This window comes from Ruegeria sp. HKCCA5491 (assembly GCF_013034565.1).
GTDB lineage: Bacteria > Pseudomonadota > Alphaproteobacteria > Rhodobacterales > Rhodobacteraceae > Ruegeria.
Window position 1 is genome coordinate 219,079 of the sequence record NZ_WQGG01000003.1, and the last position, 24,475, is coordinate 243,553.

Sequence of the window (24,475 nt, forward strand, 5' to 3'; positions counted from 1 at the left end):
CTTTGCTACCCGCAATTTGGCCCTGGCTGATACTCATGACTGCGCAGATCGTCGCGGTCGCTGGCAAGAGGATGCTCTGCCTTGCTTTGCTCGCCCTGTTTGGCGCGGCCGCTCTTACAACCGGGTTGATCACCCCAATCGCGCTTTGCATTGCGCTTGCGGGTCTTGTTGGCGCGGCCATTATACCTCGGTTATCCGGGTATTCTGCAGGTTTTGGACATACCGCAATGATCTTGTGGGCCGTTGCCTTGGGTGCGCATCTGGTCCCTGGCTTCCACAACCTGCTGGTTCTTGATCAGGTCCAATCGGGACCAGACAGCACGGCGTTCAGCATGTACTTGAACCTGGACAAACCCCTGGTTCTTTTCGCCGTTCTTCTGGCCTGGCCCAACGTGAACACCCCAATCGCTCAGGTTCGCCGTCGCCCCTTGTTCGTTGGCCTAATACTCTTGCCTCTGCTGTTCGCAACTGGCCTTGCAACCGGGGCCGTACGGCCCGAGATCGGCCTGCCCGAGTGGTGGCTGTTGTTCGCACTCGCAAACCTGCTGCTAACCTGCCTGACGGAAGAGGCTTTCTTTCGCGGCTATCTGCAATCCATGATTTCTTCAAAACTTGGGGCAGCCTTGGGAATTGCCGCCGCGAGCGTTCTGTTCGGTCTGGTGCACTGGCCGGGTGGATTGGCGCTGGTCGCGTTCGCTTCGATCCTCGGGGCGGCTTGCGGGCTTGGCTATTATGCAACCGGTCGGCTTTGGGTGCCCACGCTGATGCACTTTGCGTTTAACGCGGTGCATCTGGCCTTTTTCACCTATCCCGGCCCTGTCTGAATTACACTGGCAAAGCCGTGGTCTTGAACACCGTCCGCAGCGCGAAAGAGCTTTGCATCTGCGCCACGCCCGGCAGTCGCGACAAGTACTGACGGTGAATGCGAGCGAAATCTTCAGTATTTTCAGCCACGACCTTCAGAACATAGTCCGCCGTTCCCGCCATCAGATGACACTCAAGAACATCCGGAATCCGTGCAACGGCCTTCTCGAATGCATCCAGAACCTCTTCGGCCTGACCCTGCAGCGTGATCTCGACAAATACGGTCGTCGGCACCTTCATCATGCGCGCATCGAGCAAGGCAACATAGTCCCGGATATACCCTTCTGACTCGAGTCGCTGCACGCGACGATGACAGGCCGAGGGCGACAGGTTGGCCTGCTCGGACAACTCGGCATTGGACATCCTGCCATTTCTTTGCAACGCGGCAAGAATCTTTCGATCTGTCGTATCAAGGCTCATGAGCGCAATCCTTTTGCAGGTAGACGCTATTTTATCGAAGAATCTTCGGAAGAAAAGCACAGTGGCAGGCAGAGTTTCACAGAAATTGCATCCGGCATTGCCTATATTTTAGGCAATTAATAAACGGAGAGGCCAAATGAAAATCGGTTGCCCCAAGGAAATCAAACCGCAAGAGTTCCGCGTCGGCATGACACCCAACGCCGCGCAAGAGGCCATTGCCAGAGGTCACGAGGTGATTATCGAAACCGGGGCCGGACAGGGCTCGGGCTTTGACAATACCGACTACATCGCAGCCGGAGCGACGATCGTCGACACCGCGGCCGAGGTTTTCGCCACGGCAGACATGATCGTCAAAGTGAAAGAACCGCAGGCAGCCGAGCGCAAGATGCTGCGCGAAGGTCAGTTGTTGTTTACCTACCTCCACCTTGCACCCGATCCAGATCAGACGCATGACCTGCTTGCTTCGGGGTGTACGGCCATTGCTTATGAAACCGTAACCGACTCCAGCGGTGGCCTGCCCTTGCTTGCGCCGATGTCCGAAGTCGCGGGTCGCCTTGCGCCGCAAGTCGGCTCATGGACCCTCCAGAAGGCCAACGGTGGCCGCGGGGTGCTGATGGGCGGTGTCCCCGGTGTAGGCCCCGCGAAAGTTGTGGTCATCGGCGGGGGTGTTGTGGGAACGCATGCCGCCCAGATCGCAGCCGGCATGGGCGCAGATGTCACTGTGCTGGACCGCTCTCTGCCGCGCTTGCGCTACCTCGACGACGTGTTCGGGAACAGGTTCAAGAACCAGTACTCGACGGCCGGTGCCACGGCTGAGCTGATTCAAACCGCGGACATGGTCATCGGTGCGGTGCTGATCCCCGGAGCCGCTGCGCCAAAACTGGTTACGCGCGAACAGCTATCCACGATAAAACCCGGCGCGGTTTTGGTTGATGTCGCCATTGACCAGGGTGGTTGTTTTGAGACCTCAAAAGCCACAACCCACGCCGAGCCGATCTACGAGGTCGATGGCATCATGCACTACTGCGTGGCCAATATGCCCGGCGCCGTCGCGCGGACTTCGACCATTGCATTGGGGAACGCGACGATGCCCTTCATGCTGGCGCTAGCCGACAAAGGTTGGAAACAGGCCTGTCAGGACGATCCGCACCTGCTGGCCGGGCTGAATGTTCACGCCGGACAACTGACCTATTATGCGGTCGGTAAGGCGCTGGGTATCGACGTTGTATCGCCCAATGTGGTGATCAAGTCCTGAACCCTCCCGCCCCTGAAAGCGCCCTCTGCCGAGGGCGTTTACAGCGTTGGGCCAAGCGCCGCGCCAAAGGCGCGGCGCCGGACCCAACCGGAGAAGGGCATTTCAATGCCCGACCGACGGGCGGGAGCACTTACGCCTGTTTGTGAATCTCCACCGAATGCGGATATGGAATCGAGACACCCTTGGCGTCGAACGCTTCCTTGATCGCTTTGGTCAACTCGAACTTCACGTCCCAGTAATCGGCATTTGCGCACCACAACCGTGCGGTCAAATCAACCGAGCTGTCGCCCAGATTGGTCACCCGTACCCAGGGTTCGGGATCGCTCAGAATGCGGCTGTCCGCCTGCGCGACACTTAGAATGATCTTCATCGCCCCATCCGCGCTGTCGCCATAGTCGATCCCAAACACCAAATCGACACGCCGGGTATCATGCGCCGAATAGTTCGAGATGATCGACCCCCAGGACTGACCATTGGGGACAATGATCTGTACGTTGTCGGGCGTCACAAGCTCGGTCGTGAATAGGTTCAGGTCTTTCACGGTGCCGGACGTCCCGCCAATGTCGACATACTGACCCAGCTTGTAGGGGCGGAACACCACCAGCATCACTCCGGCGGCAAGATCGCTGAGCGTTCCCTGAAGCGCCAAACCGATCGCAAGCGAAGCAGCACCCAGAATGGCGACGATGCTGGTCGCCTCGATGCCGAAAATGCCCAGCACGGCGACCAGAACCATGGCCAGTATAGCCCATTTCACAAGGCTGGCGACAAAATTCCCAAGCGTCTGATCAATGTTCGGTGTTGCATTGATCCGGCGGCGGACCACGCCGCTGATCGCTCCGGCCACGATCCACCCAAGGATTAGAACAATCAATGCCTTCACAGCGTTCACGATAAGGGGGGCAAACGCACCCACCTGAGTCACGACCTCATCCACGCGCTTCTCCTTTCCGAGTTGTTCCTGACCCGCGCCGGCTGCGCGGGATTGCCGAAGTTTGAGCGATAACGGGGCTTTGGTCTAGGTGTGAGATCCAGACCTTTTCCCCGTTGTTCCAGAATACACAGCCGCTGACCGGCTGCGCACACTCCCACCACTGGAAGGATCGTCCATCCGTGCTTACCTGTTGCAGACCGTCTGAAAGGAACCAACCATGCTGGACACCACCTCACACCCGATTACAGCTCGCTGGCCTGCCAGCAGCCCCGACAAGATCCAACTCTATTCCTATCCTACGCCCAATGGCGTCAAAGTCTCGATCATGCTGGAAGAAACCGGCCTGCCCTATGAGCCGCATCTGGTCACGCTGGCCGACAAGGATGTTAAAAGCCCCGAGTTTCTTTCGCTGAATCCCAACAACAAGATCCCCGCGATCATCGACCCCAATGGTCCGGACGGAGAACCGCTGGCGCTTTTCGAAAGCGGTACGATTCTGCTGTATCTCGCCGAAAAAAGCGGCAAGTTGCTGGGGTCAACGCCGGCCGACAAACATCGTGTCACCCAATGGCTGATGTTTCAGATGGGCGGTCTGGGGCCGATGTTCGGACAGTTGGGCTATTTCCACAAATTCGCCGGAAAAGAGATCGAAGACCCACGCCCCCGCGAAAGGTACATCGCCGAAGCGAAACGGTTGCTGAACGTCCTGGACACACAACTCAGCGGTCAAGACTGGATCGCCGGAGAGTATTCGGTCGCCGACATAGCCATCGTCCCATGGCTGCGCGGTTTGGACTATTATGGCGTCAAAGAAATCGTGGGATGGGACGATTTCGCGAACCTTCAACCCTATGTCGACCGGTTCCTTGCACGGCCCGCCGTTCAGCGCGGCCTGCGCATTCCAGCGACAGAGTAAAACCGGGTAGGGTGAGGTCCCGCCTCACCCCGCACCTTCACTTCAGCCAGGAAGTTTGCCCGTCAAAACGTACCGCAGCACGTCAACAACTTGCGCGGGCTGCTCGGCAACTGCCAGCGCAGCGGCGTCCACCTCTTTCAGGGCGTGCTGGTGATCGGGGCCGTGCAATACGATCAGGGACTTGCCCAAAGCCGCAGCATACCCTGCGTCGAACGCTGCGTTCCACTGCTTGTACTTCTCGCCAAACCGCACCACGACAACGTCAGCATCGGCGATCCCCTTGCGCGTGCGAATAGCGTTAACCATCGCGCCCTTATGGTCATGCCAGTATTTGTTCGACTCGGCACCCAGAATGGCCACTCCGCAATCATCGCTGGCGTCGTGATCCGTCACGGGGCTGTTGAACGTAATATCCAACCCTTTTGCGCCTTCGATGATCTGCTCACGCCAGTCGGTGTGAATCTCTCCGGACAGGTAAACGCTCAGGCTCATGGAACTCTCCTTGCTGGTTGGCGCGACCCTAGTGCGAATTCCTTGGCAACCCAAGGGGTCGCAACGTCATAGGTTCGGCAAAAAAAGCGCGCCCGAAGGCGCGCCCTGAACTTCGATTGCAGACCGGCTTAACCGCGCAGCGTTCCACCGGTCGCCTTGGTAACCTTGGCGATGATCTTCTGGGCGGCCGCCTCGATATCTTCTTCCTTGAGCGTCTTGTCAGTCGGCTGAAGGCGAACAGTAATGGCAAGGGATTTCTTGCCCTCACCGACGCTGCCACCGATGAATTCGTCAAAGACACGCACATCCTCGATCAGTGCCTTGTCCGCACCTGCGGCTGCATTGACCACAGTCAGTGCCTCGACACTTTCGTCTACGACAAAGGCAAAATCCCGCTCGACCGCTTGCAGGTCACGCAGTTCTAATGCCGCTCGGGTCGCGCCGGACTTACGGGGCAGAGGCACCTCATCCGGCCATATCGTAAAGGCCATCGCCGGGCCTTTGATATCCATCGCCTGCAGGATACGCGGGTGCAGTTCACCAAACACACCCAACACCTTTTTCGGACCCAGACAGATTCTACCGTGACGGCCCGGATGCCACCACGCATCGCCATCGCGCAGAATCTGAACCTTGGCGGGCGCACCAATGGCTGCAAGCACAGCCTCGGCATCTGCTTTCACGTCGAACAAGTCGACGGGGCGTGACGCACCATGTACGTCCTTTGGCCCATCGCGGCCGACCAGCAGACCGGAAATCTGAGTTTTCTGATCCCCCGGTTCGCCATCATGGAAGACAGGGCCGACCTCGAACAGGGCCACATCCGCATATCCGCGCGCCTGATTGCGCGCCGCAGCCTGCAACAGACCGGGCAGAAGATCGGGGCGCATATGGCTCATCTCAGACGAGATCGGGTTTTCCAACTGCGTCACCTCATCACCGCCACCGAACAGCGCAGCCGACGCCTGATCAATGAACGTGTATGACACGCACTCATTAAACCCCAAGGCCGCGCAAGTACGACGTGCCATGGATTGACGGCGCTGTGTGGGCGTCATCACCGGTTTGGGGATACCATCCGTGATACGCGGCAGCGGCTTGCCTTTAAGCTTGGTCAGGGACGCAATCCGCGCGACCTCTTCCACCAGATCGGCTTCACCCATGATATCGGGGCGCCAACTGGGAACATGGGCCATCTCGCCCTCAAGGCGGAACCCCAGACGGGTCAGGGTCTGGCGCTGCTCGCTTTCGGGAATATCCATCCCGACCAGCGACTGCACACGCGCCGCGTCCAGCTTGTAGGCACGCGCATGGTTCGGTGCTTTGCCTGCTTCGACAACGGACGAAACCTCGCCCCCGCAGATATCCAGAATCATCTGCGTTGCCTGCTCCAGCCCTTCGCGAGTGTAGTCCGGATCAACGCCACGTTCGAACCGATAACGCGCGTCCGAGTTGATCTTGAGCGCACGACCGGTCAGGGCGATCTGCACATGATCCCAGAACGCGCTTTCGAGGAAGACATTCACTGTCTCTTCGGTACAACCGGTTTCCTCGCCACCCATGATGCCAGCGATAGATTCCGCGCCCTTGTCGTCCGAAATCACCATCATGCCGGGCTGCAAAGTGTATTCTTTTTCATCCAGCGCCACCAGCTTCTCGCCGCCCTTAGCGCGATGAACGCGCAAGTTGCCCTGCACCTTGTCCGCATCAAACACATGCAACGGGCGGTTCTGGTCAAAGGTCATGTAATTAGTGATATCCACCAGAGCCGAAATCGGACGCAACCCAATCGCCTTCAACTGATCCTGCAACCATTGCGGGCTGGGGCCGTTCCTGACCCCGCGGATCACCCGTCCGGTGAAGTGCGGCGCACCGTCCAGCGTGTCTTCGTCAATCGTCACCTTGATCGGGCTTTCGAAATCGCCGGGTACAGGCGTATAGTCACGCTGCTTCAGCGTCCCCACACCCCGCGCGGCCAGATCGCGCGCAATCCCCGCCACACCAAGCGCATCGGGGCGGTTCGGCGTGATCGCGATCTCGATCATCGGGTCGACCTTCGAGGGTTCATTCTCGGCCAGCCAGTCCACGAACGTGTCACCCACCTCGCCCGAGGGCAGCTCGATAATGCCGTCATGTTCGTCCGACAGCTCCAGCTCGCGCTCGGACGCCATCATGCCAAAGCTTTCGACGCCGCGAATCTTGCCGACGCTGATGGTGATATCCAGACCAGGGATATACATGCCCGGCTTGCAGACAACGACCGTGATCCCTTCGCGGGCATTGGGCGCACCGCAGATGATCTGCAAATCGCCCTCATCGGTTTCCACGGTGCACACACGCAGCTTGTCCGCGTCGGGGTGCTTCTCGGCGTGTTTCACATGGCCCAGCGTAAAGCCTGCCAGCCGGTCCGCCGGGTTCACGATCTCTTCGACCTCAAGGCCAAGGTCGGTCAGCGCCTCGGCGATCTCATCAACCGACGCATCCGTATCGAGGTGGTCTTTCAGCCAGGACAGAGTGAATTTCATTGCAGCGGGCTTTCTTGGGCAATCATCCGTTTGGCACAGGCAATGGCAAAGATTGCGCCAAGGTGCAAGCGCTGCGCGCTACGGATAGGTGGGGGTGCGGCCCAAAAGCTCGTCCAATTGCCAGCCGATCCATCCATGCGGAATGAAATGTCCGCCCGGATGCGTGTCCAGCACCACCTGCCCCTGCGCACAATCGGTCCATTCCGTGCGGCTGAGCGTCAGGAACGGCTTCACGCTCCAATCCCCGCGCGGGGTCGCGCCGTTGCAATTGAACTTCTCGCGCCACAGCGCCACCGGATAGGTCGTGTCCCCATCGGGGCCGAGGGGGAAATCCATCACCGTATCATCCAAGCCATGCACATGCCGCACCTCACGCGGAGCTTCGGGGCAGGTTTCCGTCTGACGGATCGAGCCGGCAACAGCCAGCAGCGCCGCCATGTCATTGCCCGACTGACACACAAAGCGCCACGCCATCGCACCGCCATAAGAATACCCCGAGACATAGATACGGTCCGGGTCGACCGGATAGCGATTGGCCACATCCTCCAGCACCCTGTCGGCAAAGGGGACATCCCCAGTATCCGCCGACCAGAAATTCCAGCTTTTGCCCAAGCCGTTCGGGGCCACCAGCAACACACCCCGCAGCTTCGTGGCCCCTGCGATCCGTTCATGGTTCACCACTACGGTGCCCTGCCGCGACCATCCGTGAAAATGCAGCAGCACCGGCAGGCGGCTTTCCCCATCCCATCCATCCGGCTCCAGCACATGATACGAACGGTCTCCGACCTCACAGGCGGTATCGCCATGGCAATCGGATTTCCAAGGTCCCATGGCGAGCGCCGGGGTTGCGGTCATCAAGAGGAAAAGCAGTCGATAGATCATAGGTCAGAGCCTAGTCACCCGACACGCGGTGTCACATAAAATATTGGTGTAGGCCGAGCTTCAGCCCGGCACCCGACGCATGGCGGACTCAAGCCCGCCCTACGATTAACGGAACCACAAGCCGCGCTATTGCCAGACCGCGGGTTGGCGATCCAAGGGAAGTGTTGGGCACTTTATGCTAGCCAAATCTGAATATCGTTCGAGCGTCGCGCCGACGGAGACAAATCGCCAGCCCGTGCGGGCGGTCTGGCGATAGCGCGGCGGCCTATCGGCCTTTGTTCCGTGCCCTTTCGTCGAGTTTTTTTGCCCCATCTTGTACATTTGAAATACGGTTTACTTTTTCGCGCTTGTTTATGAACTGAATGCCCAGCCGTATGTAGCCAACAAACAAACCTGGAATGGCGGCAAACATTATGATGAAGCCAAAAATGATGGACAATGGGCCAAACAGTGCCATTGTAATATGGGTTAATGCAATCGGTCCAAGGAGCAAGCCTAGCACCCACCAAAAGGGTGCGCCTTTTACTCGATCACTCCACCAATCGAAATAGCGCGCAAGATATACGCCCAGCGGGTACACCTACCTACTCAAACCACCATGCAGGTTCGGCATATCCAGCGCCGCGAACCCGTAGTGGCGCAGCCAGCGCAGATCGCTATCAAAGAACGCCCGCAGATCAGGAATACCGTATTTCAGCATCGCCAGACGGTCGATGCCGATGCCAAAGGCAAAGCCCTGATAGACCTCGGGGTCAATCCCACCGGCGGCGATCACCTTGGGGTGAACCATGCCGGAACCCAGAATCTCCATCCAGTCGTCGCCCTCGCCGATCTTCAGCTGGCCGTTATCCCAAGAACAGCGGATATCAACCTCAGCCGATGGCTCGGTGAAGGGGAAGTGCGAGGCGCGGAAGCGTAGTTCGACATCGTCTACTTCGAAGAACGCCTTAACGAACTCTTCCAGAACCCATTTCAGGTTCGCCATCGAGATGTCTTTGTCGATGGCCAACCCCTCGACCTGATGGAACATCGGCGTGTGGGTCTGGTCGTAGTCGGCGCGGTACACACCGCCCGGACAGATCACGCGGATCGGCGCGCCTTGCAGTTCCATCGACCTGATCTGCACCGGAGACGTATGCGTCCGCAGCACATGCGGAGGGCGATTGTCACCCTCAGCGCGGTGCATATAGAACGTATCCATCTCGGCCCGTGCAGGGTGGTGGCCGGGGATGTTCAGCGCGTCGAAATTGTACCAGTCGTCTTCAATGCGCGGCCCTTCGGCCACCGAGAAACCCAGTTCAGCAAAGATCGCAGTCAGTTCCTCGGTCGCCTGACTGACCGGGTGGATCGACCCCTGTCGGCGCGCGCGGGTCGGCAGGGTCACGTCCAGCCATTCAGTGCGCAGGCGTTCGTCCAGCGCGGCATCGGCCAAAGCCGCCTTTTTCGCGGACAGGGCCGAGTTGATCTCGTCCTTCAAAGCGTTCAGCGCAGGGCCTGCGACCTGACGTTCCTCGGGCGTCATCTTGCCCAGTTCGCGCATTTTTAGCGCGACCTCGCCTTTTTTGCCCACGGCCGCGACGCGGATCGCCTCAAGCGCGTTCTCGTCGCCTGCCTCGGCGATCTGCCCCAGATATTTTGCCTTAAGATCGTCCATGACGCTTCCTGAACCTGGCCTCTGACTGATGTTCAGGACCTGCTATCACAGCGACGCGCGAAAGCAAGAGGGGGCCGGTGCGCTTTCAAATCGACCGCAGCGCGATTGCCTCGGCCTTGCGCTGTACGGGCCGTGATGTCGGGCCATAGCTGCCAGGATGGTCGCGCAATTCGGGAAACAGCGCGAAAAGTTCATCCGCCGTGTCAGCACCAAGCCCCTTTAGCCCTTCACCCCCTGGAAAAAAACTCTCAGAAATCAAGCCAGAGGTTGAGACAAGCTGATGGCGATCAAACATCAGATGCACATAGCGCACGATATCGCAGGGCGCAGAGGCGATCGTTTTGCCATTGGTCAAAGCGCTGGCGGCGATCAGAACGTCGTCCTCGCCAAACAGCAATTGCGCCTGCCAGCCAGAAATCAGCAACCGATGTTGGGGTGAGACAAGGATGTCGCGCTGCGCGCCCAAGGTGCCGGCCTGAATCCGAACAGGGGCAAACCGGCCGTTGCCCCTGACCGTCTGCCCTCCGACCCACCGCACCGGGCACGCACCGTCGTCAACCGTCAAAACCAGATCGCCCGGCCGCAGCGTTTCAACCCGACGCGGGCCGTCCGGTGTCTCCACAAGCGCTCCCGTCACAAAACAGGCCGCACCGCTGTCACCCGGCGAAAGAGGCGCGTTAACCTGCGTATCAGGGTCTGGCTGATTAAACTGAATAGACGTCGTCGTCTGACCCGGATTTGTCAAAACCGGCAGGTTTTCCGAGGTCGCACCAGCAGCGGCCCCATCCAAAGCCAGAATATTCTGCGTCCCGCGACCGATGTCGTAAAAGTCGATTACTTCGTTCGTCGCGGTATTGGTGAGCGCATAAGCCTCAAAAATGTTCGGACCACCGCCGTTAGGATCGGTAAGCAGGATCGGGAAATCGTCCGCCGAGATCACAAAGACCTGCTCGCCGTTGTCAGGGTCGGTAAAGACCTGAACAGACGGGTCATCAAGCGGAATTTCTATGCCGACCGTACCATTGGCCTGATAAAAGGACACCGTGAAATCCGATGGGTCCTCGGACGGGCTGAGCGAGACTTCCAGAAACTCGGCCACGCCTGTTTGCGCGGCATACGCGTTCGAATAATGTAGTTCACTGATACGAGCCATATGTCCACCGACACACAAAGGTTTGTCGGGACTATACCCTCAAAACCAAAAACCGAACCTTAATACACATGAGATTTGGACCGGGGATCACTCATTTGCAACAATCCGGCGATCGGCGTGACGGCAATCAATAGCTGTATTCGGGATAAATCCGGGTCAGATCGCCATTCCAGTCGCCATTGTAGTGATCCAGCAACTCGTCCGCGGGGACTTTGCCTGTCTCGATGCTGTCCTTCAGAGCGTTCAGAAAATGGGTCTCATCCGGAACCAACCCGCCAGCGCCGGGCAAGGCGCGGGACTTCAGGCCAGACTCGGCAATCGAAACAACTTCGCGCGCAAGATCGTGCATGTTGATGTTTCCGACCCGTGCCTGCAGGCCATCTTTAGCGGCCTCGACGCGTAAGGATTCGCGCGTTTCAGCGTCCCATCCTTTGACCAGATCCCACGCGGCATCCAGTGCACCCTGATCATAGGTCAGACCCACCCAGAAGGCAGGCAACGCACACAGCCGACGCCAAGGGCCGCCATCTGCGCCGCGCATCTCCATGAACTTCTTGATCCGCGCTTCGGGGAAGGCGGTCGTCAGGTGATCGGCCCAATCCGACAGGGTTGGCGTTTCACCGGGCAGCGCGGGTAGTTTGCCCTGCAGGAAGTCGCGGAAGGACATGCCCAGCGCGTCGATATACTGCCCATCGCGATAAACGAAGTACATCGGCACATCGAGCGCGTATTGCACGTAACGCTCGAATCCGAAGCCTTCTTCGAACACGAAAGGCAGCATTCCGGTCCGGGCATCGTCCAAATGCCGCCAGATATAGCTGCGCCAGCTTTTCTGGCCGTTCACCTTGCCCTCGAAGAACGGCGAGTTCGCAAACAGTGCGGTCGCCACCGGCTGCAACGCCAGCGCCACACGCAATTTCTGCACCATGTCGGCCTCGGACCCAAAGTCAATATTGACCTGAACCGTACAGGTGCGACGCATCATGGCGCGCCCCATGGTGCCAACCTTTTCCATATAGTCGTTCATCAACCGATAGCGGCCCTTGGGCATCAACGGCATCTCGTCATGGGTCCAGATGGGGGCCGCGCCCAGTCCGATGAACCCCACGCCGATCTCGTCGGCAATATCCTTCACCTCGCGCAGGTGGGTGTTCACCTCATCGCAGGTCTCGTGGATGGTCTCGAGCGGAGCACCCGACAACTCCAGCGCACCGCCGGGTTCAAGGCTGACATTCGCACCGTCTTTCTCAAGCCCGATCAAGTGACCCGCTTCGCGCACCTCGGCCCAGCCATGGCGGTCGCGCAGACCTTCCAGCACAGCCACGATCGAGCGTTTGCCTTCAAACGGCAGCGGTTTCAGAGTGTCTTTGCAATAGCCGAACTTCTCATGCTCGGTCCCGATACGCCAATCGGACTTGGGCTTGCAGCCCGATTCCAGATATTCGGCAAGTTGTTCGTGGCGTTCGATCGGCCCGCCGCCGGACTGGGGGATGGACATGAACCGCTCTCCGATCCTGATGTGTCTGTCTTTCGGTCAGTCCTGCGGTGAAATGCCGCCAGTGTCAATGCAGCCGAAGATGTTGCGGGCGCATCGGCTTACGCTCCCATATGACCACCGGATGCACGCCTCCGCTGTTCAGTTCCGCCAGCATTGCTTCGGTTTTAAGCCCCGGCAAGGCCGAGAAAACGTCGAACAACGCCTCGGCCCCTTCTGCATTCACAGGAATGTGAAGCGCAGGCTGACCCGGCTGATCCAGAACCCAATGCGCAGGGTTCGAGGTCGGGTCCAATGCCAGCCGCTCGATTTCACGTGCAGCGACGATGCCACCATCCAACGGGCCAAGATAGGTGATCTGCCCTTCGTCAATAGTAACAACGCCGGGTCCGCCTGCTCCGGTTCTGAACCGCGCGCGTTGAATACCGACCACGGTCAACGCCGCGGCGACAATCACCAGCACCCACCCCAACCAGCCAAGCAGGCCCCCGGGGCCGCTGATCCAACTGAGTCCGACCAACAGAACCACACCGGCCGCCAGCACCTCGCGCCAGCGCCACAGGGTCAGTTTGGCTTCGGGTCGGATGAAACTCATGCCGGGTCCTTTGGGGTCTTGAACAGGATCAGGGAATACTGACCTGCGGGTTTAAATCCGATTGCGATATAAGCACGCGCAGCGGAATCGGAAGCCGCAAAAAGAACAGCGCGGGTTACACCCGCCGCCCGAGCCTCAAGCAGGTGCAGCGCGACAGCCAATTTCGCATAACCGCATCCGCGCAAGGTAGGCGGGGTATAAACGCCACCGATTTGCACCACTTCGGGCAATCGCGCATTGAATCCCGTCATTCCCACAGGCTGACCAGAAACCAGCAAAGCCCGGTGAGAATCGCGTTCGACATAGGCGGCAACGTCTTTCTTTGACTGGTTTTGCGCGCGATCCTCGTCGAAATCCATCGCTTCGGTCAGGTAGCTCTGACGCCAGCCCTCGGCAATCTCGCGATCCACATCACCCAGCGGCACTAGCGTGGCGCCGGACGTTTCGGGCAAGACGATGTGGTTCAGATCCAGTGTGAAGCCCGGTTCGTCACTGTTCATGGTCGCAGGCCGATTATCCCACCCCGCCAAATGCATGAATCGGCGGGCCTGCGTTGCCTCGGCCGCCAGACCGAACAATGCGCGACCCCGGATCAACTCTATCGCTTCTAAAAGCTCGGCATCGCTGCAATCAGGGCATTGCGGCAGCACCATACCCTCGTTCGTGATGGCAAGAATGGCACGCGGACTATCGCCCAATGCCCAGACATTCAACGCGCGCGGGTCACACCCCCGCAAACCAAAATCACGCAAATTGGCCAGAGGAAACATCGATGTCTGAATGTGTTTCGACAGAAACCGGTCGATCATTGGCACGTCTTCTTGTCGCGCCTGCCGCCACGTCACGTCCAATCCCCCAGCGCCTGCTGCCACATTGTCAGCGCAGCAACCGCCGCCGTATCCGCCCGCAGGATGCGTGGGCCCAGACTGACCACATGCGCAAAGGGCAACCCAGACAGGCGCGAGCGTTCCCGATCGGAAAACCCTCCTTCGGGCCCTATGAGGATAGCCCAGGGCTGATCCTTTTCGTTCGCTGCCAGACGCAGGGCTGATCCCACCTCGGCCTCGTCACAGAACATCAGTTGGCGACCGTCAGGCCATGCATCCAGCACGCGGTCCAGACGCTGCAGGTCGGCGACTTGGGGTACATAAGTCCCGCCGCATTGCTCAGCGGCTTCGACCGCGTGGGCCTGCAGGCGGTCCTGTCGGATACGTTCGGAATTGGTGAATTCGGTCTGGACGGGCAGGATGCGCGCGGCACCCATCTCGGCCGCCTTTTCGACAATGAAATCGGTCCGTGCTTTTTTGATCGGCGCAAAAAGCAGCCACAGATCAGGCGGCAGTTGCAAAGGTTTGGACTGTTTCAAACAGGTCAGCACCCCGCCGCGTTTTCCGGCCTGCACGACCTGGGCCAGCCACTCTCCGTCCTGGCCGTTGAACAGCGCCACGTGCCCGCCCACGGCCAGACGCATGACGCCGAAAAGGTAATGCGCCTGCTCGCGCGTCAAATCAACGGATTGCCCCGGACCCAGAGGGTGCTCTACATACAGTCTGATCTTTGCACTCATGAGACGTTACATATGCAAGGCAACGCCCCAACACCAGACGGTCAGGTCGCCGATGCGGTATCCGGCAACTGGGTCGATACACACGCGCCCGCTTTCGCCCGGCCATACTTGCGCCTGAGCCGTGCAGACCGGCCCATCGGCACATGGCTATTGCTGATCCCCTGCTGGTGGGGTCTGGCGCTGGCGATCCTGAGCGACGGCAATCCGCGTTTGGAAGATCTTTGGATCGCTGTCGCCTGTGCCATCGGTGCGTTCCTGATGCGGGGCGCGGGCTGCACATGGAATGATATCACCGACCGAGAATTCGATGCTCAGGTCGAACGCACCCGGTCGCGACCCATTCCTTCGGGACAAGTCAGTGTGCGGCAGGCTGCGTTCTGGATGGTGCTGCAATGCCTTTTGGCGTTGATGATCCTGCTGACCTTCAATCGGGCCGCCATAGCAATGGGCGTGCTGTCTCTGCTTCCTGTAACGATCTACCCTTTCGCCAAACGCTTCACTTGGTGGCCGCAGGTGTTTCTGGGCCTCGCGTTCAATTGGGGCATCCTTCTGACTTGGGCCGCGCATACGGGAACAGTCAGCGTTCCCGCAATCACGCTGTATCTGGCAGGCATCGCGTGGACGTTGTTCTATGACACGATCTATGCCCATCAGGACGCCGAAGATGACGAGCTGATCGGCATCAAATCCACCGCCCGTCTACTTGGTGAGAACACGGCGAAATGGCTGAAATACTTCCTTGTCGCAACCGTCGCGTTAATGGGCCTTGCGATCATCGACGCAGCAACGGCACAGGCGTCGACCCTTGCACTGTTCGTGGCTCTTTTCGGTCCTTGGGCGATGGGATGGCATATGGCGTGGCAGTTGCGCGGATTGGACACGGATGACAACGCCAAGCTGCTGCAATTGTTCCGCGCCAATCGGGACACCGGCCTTATTCCGCTGATCTTCCTTGGCGTCGCGTTGCTGGTCTGATTGCACCTCGGCGCAGGCCTCTGTAAGAGTGCTGCTCAATCACCCGAGGAGTCGATTGCCCGCACATGCGCCTGCCCTATTTCATCGCCGTTGCCCTGATTTTCCTCGTGTCAGCCGGAGTATCCCTGCTGGCGGCCAGTTACGCGGTGACAAAGGTCGAAGAGGCATCCGAATTCGCAGTGCGGCGCGCGCTGGACCTTAAAGGCCATGACTGGGCCGAAGTTGAATCCGACGGCCTGCGAGTCATCCTGACCGGAACCGCACAGGATGAGGCCGCCCGTTTCAACGCATTAACAGCCGCTGGGACCGAAGTTGATACGTCGCGCGTCATTGACGAGATGCAGGTTGAAGCGACGCGTCAGTTGGCTCCACCACGCTTTTCCGCAGAAATCCTGCGCAACGACAGCGGCATTTCGGTTATTGGCCTCATACCTGCCAGCCAGGACCGGGACGCGTTGGTAGACCGGCTTCGCAATCTGGATGGCGGCAAGGTCTCGGACCTGATGGAAACCGCAGACTATCCAAAGCCGAAAGGCTGGGAAGAAGCGTTAAACTATTCGGTTGAGGCTCTGGCGCGTCTGCCGCGCGCCAAAATCTCGGCCAGCCCCGGACTGGTCAAGATCACGGCCATCGCAGACAGCCAGCAGGAAAAAGAGCAACTGGAACAGGACTTGACCCGGGCAGCTCCCCCTAGCCTGCGCATCGGGCTGTCCATTTCAGCCCCAAGACCGGTGATCACGCCTTTCACCCTGCGTTATTTGATTGATGAGTCCGGCGGGACCTTTGATGCGTGCTCGGCGCAAGACGAAGAAGCGCGCGACACGATAATCCAAGCGGCGCAAGGTGCTGGTCTGACGGGTCCGTATTCCTGCACGATCGGGCTGGGTGTGCCATCGCCCCGCTGGCCCGAGGCTGCATCTCTGGGCATTCGCGCGCTGGCGGAAATTGGTCAGGGTTCAATCACAATTTCGGATGCTGATGTAACGCTGGTCGCCGCCGAAGGCACCAATCCCGCGCTTTTTGACAGGATCGTAGGCGAGCTTGAGGCCGCTCTGCCCGGTGTTTTCGCCTTGCACGCCGTATTGCCGGAACCGACCGAAGACGCACCTGCAGGTCCGACAGAGTTCTCCGCAACACGCAGCCCTGAAGGTCTGGTGCAGATGCGCGGCCGTTTGGGTGACGAAGCGGCGCGCGACATGGTCGACAGTTTCGCACGGGCGGCTTTTGGGTATGAACGAGTTTATACCGCCGCTCGGATTGCCCCCGATTTACCGTCAGACTGGCCCGTGCGCGTGCTGGCCGGGCTCGAAGCCCTGTCTCACCTGCACAATGGCGCTCTGACAGTAACGCCGGATGATGTCGTCCTTAGCGGCATCAGTCACGATCCCGAGTCCAAGGCCCGCATCGCCGGTCTGCTGTCCGAAAAACTGGGGGACGCGCAGGACTATACTCTGTCCATCACCTATCAAGCACCCCCTGAACCAGAAGACACGCTGCCGGACCCCGAAATGTGTGAGGAGCAGATCGCGGAAATTCAGGCAGCAACCAAAATTGCCTTCGAGCCGGGCTCGGCCACGATTGCGTCAGACTCGCGCGATACTGTGAACCAAATTGCCGACATTTTGCGAGAGTGCGGACCAATCCGGATGGAGATTCAGGGCCATACCGACAGTCAGGGCCGCGAAGAGATGAACCAACAACTCAGCCAGGCGCGGGCACAGTCCATTCTGAACGAATTGCGCGGCCGCCGGATTCCAACCGGCAGCTATTCGGCCGTCGGCTATGGTGAAACCCAGCCCATCGCAGATAACGACACCGAAGAAGGCCGTGAGGAAAATCGCCGGATCGAGTTCCGACTGATCCGACCCGAACCTGTCGCCAATTCCGAAACCGGGCTTGAGGCGATGGAAGCCACGACAGGCGACTCGGAAGACGCGCAGCCAGAAGCCGAAAATACCGGCGCAGAGGAACAGTAAGTTGAACAGAATCGAATTTATCATCGCCACCGCCGTTATCCTGTTTGCGGCATTCTGCATGGGCTGGTTCGCGAACTGGCTTGCGCACCGCCTGTCGCGTGTGCGTCAAAGCGATGTGGCCGATCTGGACCGCATGAGTCAGGAATTGCACGAAGCCGAAGAGACCCGCGATCAGGCGATTACCTACCTGCAACAGCGTGAAGCGGAACTGACCAACCAACTGACGCAGGCCGAGGCGGAATTGTCCGCAGCCATGGATGGCCTGCGCGCTGCACGTCAGGAGGCCGAGGAACTGCGGGGCCGTATCAACAACGCGGACTGACCTACCACCGGGTCAGCGCGTCTTCATCCTCGTCCTTGGCGGCCACCCAATCGGCCCCATCCGACGTGATTTCCTTTTTCCAAAACGGTGCGCGGGATTTCAGGTAGTCCATCAGAAATTCTGCAGCCTCGAACGCATCCTTGCGGTGCGGTGCGGCGGTTGCCACCATCATGATCCGATCCCCCGGAGCCAGTCGCCCGTGGCGGTGGATGACAAGGACATCACCCAGTGACCAGCGGCTTTGCGCCTCTTCCGCGATCTTGGTCAGGGCACGTTCGGTCATGCCGGGATAATGTTCAATCTCCATGACATCCAAATCGGCCGCAGCCAGATCACGGACAACGCCGGTAAATGTCACAATCGCCCCGTTTGCGGCATCACTCGCGGCAAAGGCGTTGGCTTCGGCCCCCAGATCAAACGCCTCTTCCTGAACCACGATACGCATGGATTAGCCGCCGGTCATGGGAGGGAAGAACGCGACTTCACGAACCCCGGCAAGCGGCGCGTCAAAGTCCGAAAGCTCCTGATCGAGCGCCACGCGCAGCGCCGAAAGATCAGCAAAGGCTGCGGCATAGCGATCCTCGCGCGCGCTAAGTTCCGCGACCAGATCGGAAACGGTCGCGGCTTCGGTTTCCACCCGCTCTTTCGGCAGGCCAATGCGCTCGCGCACCCAGGCGAAATACAGCACGTCCATCGCTTAACTCTCCTTCAGATGGGGCATGGCTTTACGTAGGTAGTCGTAGCCCGTGATCAATGTCAGGGTCGCTGCGATCCACAACAGCCACAATCCGATCCGGCCCGACCAGAACATCCCTTCAAGGTGCCAGCGGATGTTGTTTACATCACCTACCTGTCCCGTAAGAACCTGATCAATGGTCGTAGGATCCATTCCGAACGTGGACATCACAAAGTTATGCTCGAATATCCCTTGCGAAAACAAGATAGCGATCGCAACCATCTGCGCGGTGGTCTTCCACTTGGCCAGCTTGGTCACTTTCAGCGTCCCCGCCACATCGCCCAGATATTCGCGCAGGCCCGAGACAAACACCTCGCGGAACAGGATCACGGTTGCGGGCAGTACCAGCCACGGCGTCCAGTGTTCGGTGGAATATCCAACAAGGATCATCAGCGCGATCACCACCATTGCTTTGTCAGCAATCGGGTCCAGCATTGCACCAATCTTGGTTTCCTGTTTCCACGCCCGCGCCAGATAGCCATCAAACCAGTCGGTGATTGCGGCAGACAGGAACAGGATCAGGGCAAACCAGTCCGCATAGGGTCGGGTGAAATACAGAAACATCACGGCCAGACCGGGGGCCGCAAGCAGGCGAAGAACGGTCAGAATATTGGGCAAGTTCCACTTCATGACCCGACCCTACATCGCCGGTTCAGGACATAAAAGGTGGCCCATCGAAAATCTGACCCGATCACAGGTAGTTGTGGCGCCCGGGGTCAAAGGGTCGCAACCCCGAATGCGCGGCTTGGCGCGCGGGGGCTTTGCGGTCAGATTGGCGCGCGGTCCAGACAGAGCAAAACATGACACAGCACATTCAAACCGATCCCCGATCCAACCTGATCGGCAGCGCGTGGATGATCGCCGCAATGGCGCTGTTCGCGCTTGAGGATGCGCTGATCAAGGCGGCCTCGGCGGCGATTCCGATCTGGCAGGTGCTAGTCCTGTTTGGCGCGGGCGGCGCGGTGATCTATGCGGCGGTGGCCCTGCTTCGCGGCTCGCGGCTGTTTCAGGAAGATGTACTGTCGCGCCCCATGAAAGTACGTGTGGTGTTTGAAATTCTGGGGCGGCTGTTCTATGTGCTAGCCATCGCACTGACGCCGCTTTCATCCGCCACGGTGATCTTGCAAGCCACGCCTCTGGTCGTTGTCGCGGGGGCCGCGCTGGTCTTTGGCGAAACCGTCGGCTGGCGGAGGTGGAGCGCCATTCTGGTCGGGCTGATCGGCGTCGTGATCATCATTCAACCGACCGGAGACAGCTTTTCGCCCCTGTCCATCCTTGCGGTGCTGGGGATGCTGGGGTTCGCGGGCCGTGATCTGGCCAGCCGCGCTGCGCCCGCCTCACTGGGGACCGAGGTGCTGGGTTACTACGGTTTCCTCTGCATCATAATCGCCGGGCTGGCCTATCGGTTTTGGGAGGGGACACCGATGCAGCCCCTTACCCCGCATGTCAGCCTGCACATGACAGGCGCAATCGTGGTGGGCGTCTTGGCCTATGCCTCGCTGATGAAGGCGATGCGCACAGGCGAGGTCTCATCCGTCACGCCCTTCCGCTATTCCCGGCTGTTGTTCGGGATCGGGCTGGGCGTGGTCATGTTTGGTGAGCGACTGGACCAGACCATGTGGATCGGGTCGGCGCTGATCGTGGCCTCGGGCCTCTATATCCTGTGGCGCGGACGGCGAGCCTAGCCCTTGTCATGGAAGAAATCATAGACCTTCTGCGCCAACCCGGCTGAGATCCCCTCAACCGCTTTCAAATCCGCCAGGTTGGCCCGGCTGACCGCCTTGGCGCTGCCGAAATGAGTTAGCAACGCGCGTTTACGCGCCGCCCCGACGCCGGGGATTTCGTCCAGAGGCGTCGCCCCCACCGCTTTGGCACGTTTCGCACGATGGGTGCCGATGGCGAATCTATGCGCCTCATCCCGCAGGCGCTGGATGAAATACAGCACCGGATCATTGCGTTTCAGCGCAAAGGCGCGCTGGCCGATGCGGTGGAATTCCTCTTTGCCGTGGTCGCGATCCACGCCCTTGGCGACACCGACCATCGGGATGTCTTCGACGCCATGTTCGACCATGATTTCATGCACCGCGCTCACCTGACCCGCGCCACCGTCGATCAACAACAGGTCCGGCCAATGCCCCTTGTCGCGGTCGGGGTCTTCTTTCAACAGGCGGGTAAAGCGGCGGGTTAGGACCTCTTTCATCATGCCAAAGTCGTCGCCGGGGGTCAGATCATCCCCACGGATGTTGAACTTGCGATAGGCGTTTTTCATGAACCCTTCGGGGCCCGCCACGATCATCCCGCCCACCGCATTGGTGCCCTGTATATGGCTGTTGTCGTAGACCTCGATCCGGCTTGGCGGGCTGTCCAGGTCAAACGCCTCGGCCACGCCGCGCAACAGCTTGGCCTGCGTGGCGCTTTCCGACATGCGGCGGGCAAGTGATTCACGCGCGTTGCGCAGGGCACCCGCGACCAGTTCCTGCTTCTCGCCGCGCTGGGGGACAAGGATTTCCACCTTGCGCCCGGCCTTTTCCGACAATGCGTCCTGCATCAGATCGGCGTTTTCGACCGCATCCGACAGGATCAACTGACGCGGCGGTTCCTTGTTGTCGTAGAACTGACCAAGGAACGCCTCCATCACCTCGGCTGGCGACACATCCGCCCCCACCCGAGGGTAAAAATCCTTGTTTCCCCAGTTCTGGTTGGCGCGGATAAAGAACACCTGCACACAAGCCTGCCCGCTCTCCATATAGAGGCCGATCACATCCGCCTCGGCCACGCCGCGCGGGTTGATGCCCTGGGACGTCTGCACCTGCGTCAGCGCCCGAATGCGGTCGCGCAGGCTGGCGGCACGTTCAAACTCCATCGCCTCGGAGGCGGCCATCATCTGTTCAGCCAGTTCTTCCTGCACCTTGGTCGACCGGCCCGACAGAAAGCGTTCGGCATCCTTGACGCTTTCGCAGTAATCGCTTTCCGAGATCAGCCCAACGCACGGCCCCGAACAGCGCTTGATCTGAAACAGCAGACAGGGCCGCGTGCGGCTATCGAACATGGAATCCGAGCAGTTGCGCAGCAAGAACGCCTTTTGCAACTGGTTCAGCGTCCGGTTAACGGCACCCGCACTGGCGAAGGGGCCAAAATAGGCGCCCTTTTCTTTCTTCGCCCCACGATGCTTCTTGATTTGCGGAAACCCATGATCCTTGGCGACCAGAATGTTCGGAAAACTCTTATCATCGCGCAGCAGCACATTGTATTTCGGCTTGAGCTGCTTGATCAGGTTCTGTTCCAGCAGCAGCGCCTCGGTCTCGGTCCGCGTGGTCAGAAACATCATCGAGGCGGTCGCGGCGATCATCTTCTCGATCCGCCCCGAATGACCGGGCCGCGTATAGTTCGACACCCGCGCCTTCAGGTTCCGCGCCTTGCCCACGTACAGAACCCGGCTGTCCGCATCCAACATCCTGTAAACGCCCGGAGAACTGTCCAGCGTTTTCACATAACGCTGTATACATTTGTATCCAGTGGCTTGGCCGTCGGGGTTCGATTCGTTCTGGGTGGTCATGAGTCCGAAATATGATTCCCTGACCATGGCTGCAATCTTAAGCGTCTCAATTCAAGAGAAAACAAATCCACGGTTTCTGTGGATAACTATGAAGATAAGTTTCCAAGGGTCTCGATTTTCCCTTGATTCATTAAGGATTCCTTGATTTGCACAAAAAATAGGCGTCATGTTAACTATCTGTTTTTAAATGTAATTTTTTCATACACATGGCAAGTGTATGAAAAAAAAGACAATTTTGTAACGCGCAAGTAACGGAAATGCGAGCGGTGCAAAACTTGAGGCAAAGATGCCTATTCAACCCCCAAAACATCCGGAGTTTGCCATCCAAGATGCTGCCCGCCATCGACGCATAGTAACTGCCCGGTCACGGCATGCGCGTCCAGAAAATATCCCAGCGCAGCGGTGATATCAGATGGGTTCGCGCCGCGTTCAAGCACGGTATTAGCGCGCTGCGCCTTGAAGTGATCTTCGCTTTGCCTGTGGCCCTGCATCGTCGGGCCGGGGCCGATCGCGTTGACGCGGATCGCGGGGGTTAGGGCCTGCGCCGCCGTGCGGGTCAGCGCCCAAAGACCCATCTTGGCAATGGTGTAGGACATGAACTCGGGCGTCAGTTTACGGACACGCATATCAACCATGTTGACGATCAGGCCAACTGCCACGGGCTCTCCCGCATCGTCGGTATCCGGTTCCAGATCCTGCTCTGCCATTGCCTGTGTCAGAACGAAGGGCGCGCGCAGATTACTGTCCAGATGCCGATCCCAGCTTTCACGGGTCGCCGTATGGATGTTATCATATTCAAAGATCGAGGCGTTGTTGACCAAACAGGTAATTGGCCCGCCCAAAGCCTCAGCCGCGCGCGGCAAAACCGTCTGGACCTGCGCCTCGTCCAGCAGTTCGGCCTGCAATGCGATAGCCTTGCGACCCATGGCCTGAACCTCGGATACAACCTCGGCGGCAGGATCGGCAGAAGTCGCGTAATGCACAGCAACATCATACCCGCGTTGGGCAAGGTACAAGGCCATGGCTCGGCCAAGGCGGATTCCTGCACCGGTTACCAACGCTCGGGTCATACGTACTCCCTCTTAATCAAGTCACGCCAATAAAGAGATGACGTAGACCGCATAGAGCAGAGTCAATAACAGTCCCCACCCACGCGTGATGTCTTTTTTGAAGAACACAAACGGGATCAGCAACAGCGACGCGCCCAACATGACCCACAGATCGAACCGCAGGAATTCCTGATCAACCGGAATAGGCCCGACCAGTGTGGCGATGCCCACGATGGCCAGCAGGTTGAACATGTTCGAGCCGATCACATTGCCTAACGCAACGTCCGCCTGACGGCGCAGGGCGGCCATGACAGTCGTTGCCAATTCCGGCAGCGAGGTCCCGACCGCGACCAATGTCAGGCCGATCACGGTTTCGCTGACGCCATAGGTGCGTGCGATGACGGTCGCATTATCCACCAGCAGATGCGCCCCCATCGGCAACCCGATCAGACCCAGAACCAAATAGATCGAGATCTTCCAATAAGGCATGTCCGGGTCGGCTTCTTCCAGCCCGTCAAGCTCTTCATCGTCGGCGCAGGCTTCGCCGCAGGCCTTGCGGTGAGCGTGGGCCTCGCGGAACGCATTCCACAGAACAAGACCAAGCGCGGCCAACAGGATCGCACCGCTGTACAAATTGAATATGCCACAGAAGGCCAGTCCGATGAAAAGAACTGAGGCCAGCAACATGAAGACATAGTTCTTGCGGCTGTCGCATTCACTGGTGTGCAGCGTCGCCAAAAGCGCAGGCAGACCCAGCACCAAAAGGATATTGGCCGTGTTCGACCCCACCACATTCCCCAGCGCGATCCCCGGCGCATTTTCCTTGATGGCGCTGATGGCAATCAGCAGTTCGGGGGCCGAGGTGCCAAAGGCCACGATTGTCAGACTGACGATCAGCGCGGGCACGCCCAGACGCAGGCTCAGGTTCACCGCACCACGCACCAGCGCATCACCCGCCAACAGCAGGATCAGCAGCCCGAGGCCGGAAAGCAGCCATGCCGTCATGTACGGCCTCCTTTTTCGCAGGCGCAAGGACCTTTGCCGATCCTAAACCGCCCGCAGCGCGGGCATCTTGAAGACTGCAACCTCTGCTGTCCCGGAAAGCGCAG

General features: G+C 59.2%; 25 protein-coding genes. 7 read left to right on the forward strand and 18 right to left on the reverse strand.

The genetic code is table 11. From position 1 onward, the window contains the following. Positions 1 to 35: 35 nt before the first annotated feature. Positions 36 to 824, forward strand: a complete 789-nt coding sequence (locus GOV88_RS06735; protein ID WP_171239929.1) for a CPBP family intramembrane glutamic endopeptidase — start codon at positions 36 to 38, stop codon at positions 822 to 824. Between the two features lies 1 nt (position 825). On the opposite strand, the gene GOV88_RS06740 is transcribed toward GOV88_RS06735, so the two are convergent. Continuing rightward, positions 826 to 1,284 carry an Lrp/AsnC family transcriptional regulator gene (locus GOV88_RS06740; RefSeq protein ID WP_171239930.1) on the reverse strand — a complete coding sequence of 153 codons (459 nt, stop codon included), beginning with the start codon at positions 1,282 to 1,284 and terminating at the stop codon, positions 826 to 828. 136 nt (positions 1,285 to 1,420) lie between these two features. On the opposite strand from GOV88_RS06740, the gene ald reads away from it, so the two are divergent. Beyond that, positions 1,421 to 2,539, forward strand: coding sequence for an alanine dehydrogenase (ald, locus tag GOV88_RS06745; protein ID WP_171239931.1), 1,119 nt, complete (start codon positions 1,421 to 1,423; stop codon positions 2,537 to 2,539). A gap of 130 nt (positions 2,540 to 2,669) precedes the next feature. On the opposite strand, the gene GOV88_RS06750 is transcribed toward ald, so the two are convergent. Then, entirely contained in the window at positions 2,670 to 3,476 is an 807-nt protein-coding gene (locus GOV88_RS06750) for a mechanosensitive ion channel domain-containing protein (protein ID WP_171239932.1), read from the reverse strand. Between the two features lie 214 nt (positions 3,477 to 3,690). Between GOV88_RS06750 and GOV88_RS06755 the strand changes: the two genes are divergently transcribed. Further along, positions 3,691 to 4,389, forward strand: a complete 699-nt coding sequence (locus GOV88_RS06755) for a glutathione S-transferase family protein (RefSeq protein ID WP_171239933.1) — start codon at positions 3,691 to 3,693, stop codon at positions 4,387 to 4,389. 42 nt (positions 4,390 to 4,431) lie between these two features. Here GOV88_RS06755 and GOV88_RS06760 read toward each other — a convergent pair whose 3' ends face one another. The 10 genes from GOV88_RS06760 to GOV88_RS06805 form a co-directional block, all read right to left on the reverse strand. After that, entirely contained in the window at positions 4,432 to 4,881 is a 450-nt protein-coding gene (locus tag GOV88_RS06760; RefSeq protein ID WP_171211720.1) for a YtoQ family protein, read from the reverse strand. Positions 4,882 to 5,009: 128 nt separating this feature from the next. Next, positions 5,010 to 7,406, reverse strand: a complete 2,397-nt coding sequence (pheT, locus tag GOV88_RS06765; protein ID WP_171239934.1) for a phenylalanine--tRNA ligase subunit beta — start codon at positions 7,404 to 7,406, stop codon at positions 5,010 to 5,012. A gap of 78 nt (positions 7,407 to 7,484) precedes the next feature. Further along, positions 7,485 to 8,288, reverse strand: coding sequence for a PHB depolymerase family esterase (locus tag GOV88_RS06770; RefSeq protein WP_171239935.1), 804 nt, complete (start codon positions 8,286 to 8,288; stop codon positions 7,485 to 7,487). 265 nt (positions 8,289 to 8,553) lie between these two features. Next, positions 8,554 to 8,868, reverse strand: a complete 315-nt coding sequence (locus GOV88_RS06775; protein WP_171239936.1) for a hypothetical protein — start codon at positions 8,866 to 8,868, stop codon at positions 8,554 to 8,556. Beyond that, on the reverse strand, positions 8,869 to 9,942 hold the full coding sequence (pheS, locus tag GOV88_RS06780; protein ID WP_171239937.1) for a phenylalanine--tRNA ligase subunit alpha: 1,074 nt from the start codon (positions 9,940 to 9,942) through the stop codon (positions 8,869 to 8,871). A gap of 85 nt (positions 9,943 to 10,027) precedes the next feature. After that, on the reverse strand, positions 10,028 to 11,095 hold the full coding sequence (locus GOV88_RS06785) for a Hint domain-containing protein (protein ID WP_171239938.1): 1,068 nt from the start codon (positions 11,093 to 11,095) through the stop codon (positions 10,028 to 10,030). Positions 11,096 to 11,222: 127 nt separating this feature from the next. Further along, positions 11,223 to 12,593 (reverse strand): glutamate--cysteine ligase, encoded by a 1,371-nt coding sequence (locus GOV88_RS06790; RefSeq protein ID WP_171122737.1) that lies wholly within the window; start codon positions 12,591 to 12,593, stop codon positions 11,223 to 11,225. A gap of 64 nt (positions 12,594 to 12,657) precedes the next feature. Continuing rightward, positions 12,658 to 13,185: a hypothetical protein gene (locus GOV88_RS06795; RefSeq protein ID WP_171239939.1), complete on the reverse strand. Its 528-nt coding sequence runs from the start codon at positions 13,183 to 13,185 to the stop codon at positions 12,658 to 12,660. Next, positions 13,182 to 14,030: a GNAT family N-acetyltransferase gene (locus GOV88_RS06800; RefSeq protein ID WP_371808221.1), complete on the reverse strand. Its 849-nt coding sequence runs from the start codon at positions 14,028 to 14,030 to the stop codon at positions 13,182 to 13,184. The genes GOV88_RS06795 and GOV88_RS06800 overlap by 4 nt, the downstream gene beginning before the upstream one ends. Continuing rightward, positions 14,027 to 14,752 carry a 16S rRNA (uracil(1498)-N(3))-methyltransferase gene (locus GOV88_RS06805; protein ID WP_171122743.1) on the reverse strand — a complete coding sequence of 242 codons (726 nt, stop codon included), beginning with the start codon at positions 14,750 to 14,752 and terminating at the stop codon, positions 14,027 to 14,029. The genes GOV88_RS06800 and GOV88_RS06805 overlap by 4 nt, the downstream gene beginning before the upstream one ends. 12 nt (positions 14,753 to 14,764) lie before the next feature. Here GOV88_RS06805 and ubiA point away from each other — a divergent pair, with 12 nt between their 5' ends. The 3 genes from ubiA to GOV88_RS06820 all read left to right on the forward strand — a co-directional run bounded on the left by ubiA (position 14,765) and on the right by GOV88_RS06820 (position 18,025). Beyond that, positions 14,765 to 15,727 carry a 4-hydroxybenzoate octaprenyltransferase gene (gene ubiA, locus GOV88_RS06810; RefSeq protein WP_171239940.1) on the forward strand — a complete coding sequence of 321 codons (963 nt, stop codon included), beginning with the start codon at positions 14,765 to 14,767 and terminating at the stop codon, positions 15,725 to 15,727. A 65-nt stretch (positions 15,728 to 15,792) separates the two neighbouring features. After that, entirely contained in the window at positions 15,793 to 17,703 is a 1,911-nt protein-coding gene (locus GOV88_RS06815; RefSeq protein ID WP_171239941.1) for an OmpA family protein, read from the forward strand. A 1-nt stretch (position 17,704) separates the two neighbouring features. Next, the gene (locus tag GOV88_RS06820) at positions 17,705 to 18,025 is read left to right on the forward strand and encodes a hypothetical protein (RefSeq protein ID WP_170387322.1); all 321 of its coding nucleotides are present in this window, start codon (positions 17,705 to 17,707) and stop codon (positions 18,023 to 18,025) included. Position 18,026: 1 nt separating this feature from the next. Here the strand turns inward: GOV88_RS06820 and GOV88_RS06825 are convergent, their stop codons facing one another. From GOV88_RS06825 to pgsA, 3 genes are read right to left on the reverse strand one after another with little or no spacing between them, the layout of a single operon-like run. Continuing rightward, on the reverse strand, positions 18,027 to 18,470 hold the full coding sequence (locus GOV88_RS06825) for a molybdenum cofactor biosynthesis protein MoaE (protein WP_171124299.1): 444 nt from the start codon (positions 18,468 to 18,470) through the stop codon (positions 18,027 to 18,029). A 3-nt stretch (positions 18,471 to 18,473) separates the two neighbouring features. Then, complete coding sequence (gene moaD / locus GOV88_RS06830; RefSeq protein ID WP_142635267.1) at positions 18,474 to 18,719, reverse strand: molybdopterin converting factor subunit 1; 246 nt, start codon at positions 18,717 to 18,719, stop codon at positions 18,474 to 18,476. Positions 18,720 to 18,722: 3 nt separating this feature from the next. Then, positions 18,723 to 19,391, reverse strand: a complete 669-nt coding sequence (gene pgsA / locus GOV88_RS06835) for a CDP-diacylglycerol--glycerol-3-phosphate 3-phosphatidyltransferase (protein WP_171122753.1) — start codon at positions 19,389 to 19,391, stop codon at positions 18,723 to 18,725. A 170-nt stretch (positions 19,392 to 19,561) separates the two neighbouring features. Here pgsA and GOV88_RS06840 point away from each other — a divergent pair, with 170 nt between their 5' ends. Further along, entirely contained in the window at positions 19,562 to 20,446 is an 885-nt protein-coding gene (locus tag GOV88_RS06840; RefSeq protein WP_171239942.1) for a DMT family transporter, read from the forward strand. On the opposite strand, the gene uvrC is transcribed toward GOV88_RS06840, so the two are convergent. The 3 genes from uvrC to GOV88_RS06855 form a co-directional block, all read right to left on the reverse strand. After that, positions 20,443 to 22,317, reverse strand: a complete 1,875-nt coding sequence (uvrC, locus tag GOV88_RS06845; protein WP_171239969.1) for an excinuclease ABC subunit UvrC — start codon at positions 22,315 to 22,317, stop codon at positions 20,443 to 20,445. The two genes, GOV88_RS06840 and uvrC, sit on opposite strands and share 4 nt — an antisense overlap. Before the next feature lie 290 nt (positions 22,318 to 22,607). Further along, complete coding sequence (locus tag GOV88_RS06850) at positions 22,608 to 23,387, reverse strand: SDR family oxidoreductase (RefSeq protein ID WP_171239943.1); 780 nt, start codon at positions 23,385 to 23,387, stop codon at positions 22,608 to 22,610. 21 nt (positions 23,388 to 23,408) lie between these two features. Beyond that, positions 23,409 to 24,371, reverse strand: coding sequence for a calcium/sodium antiporter (locus GOV88_RS06855; protein WP_171122759.1), 963 nt, complete (start codon positions 24,369 to 24,371; stop codon positions 23,409 to 23,411). Between the last annotated feature and the right edge of the window lie 104 nt (positions 24,372 to 24,475).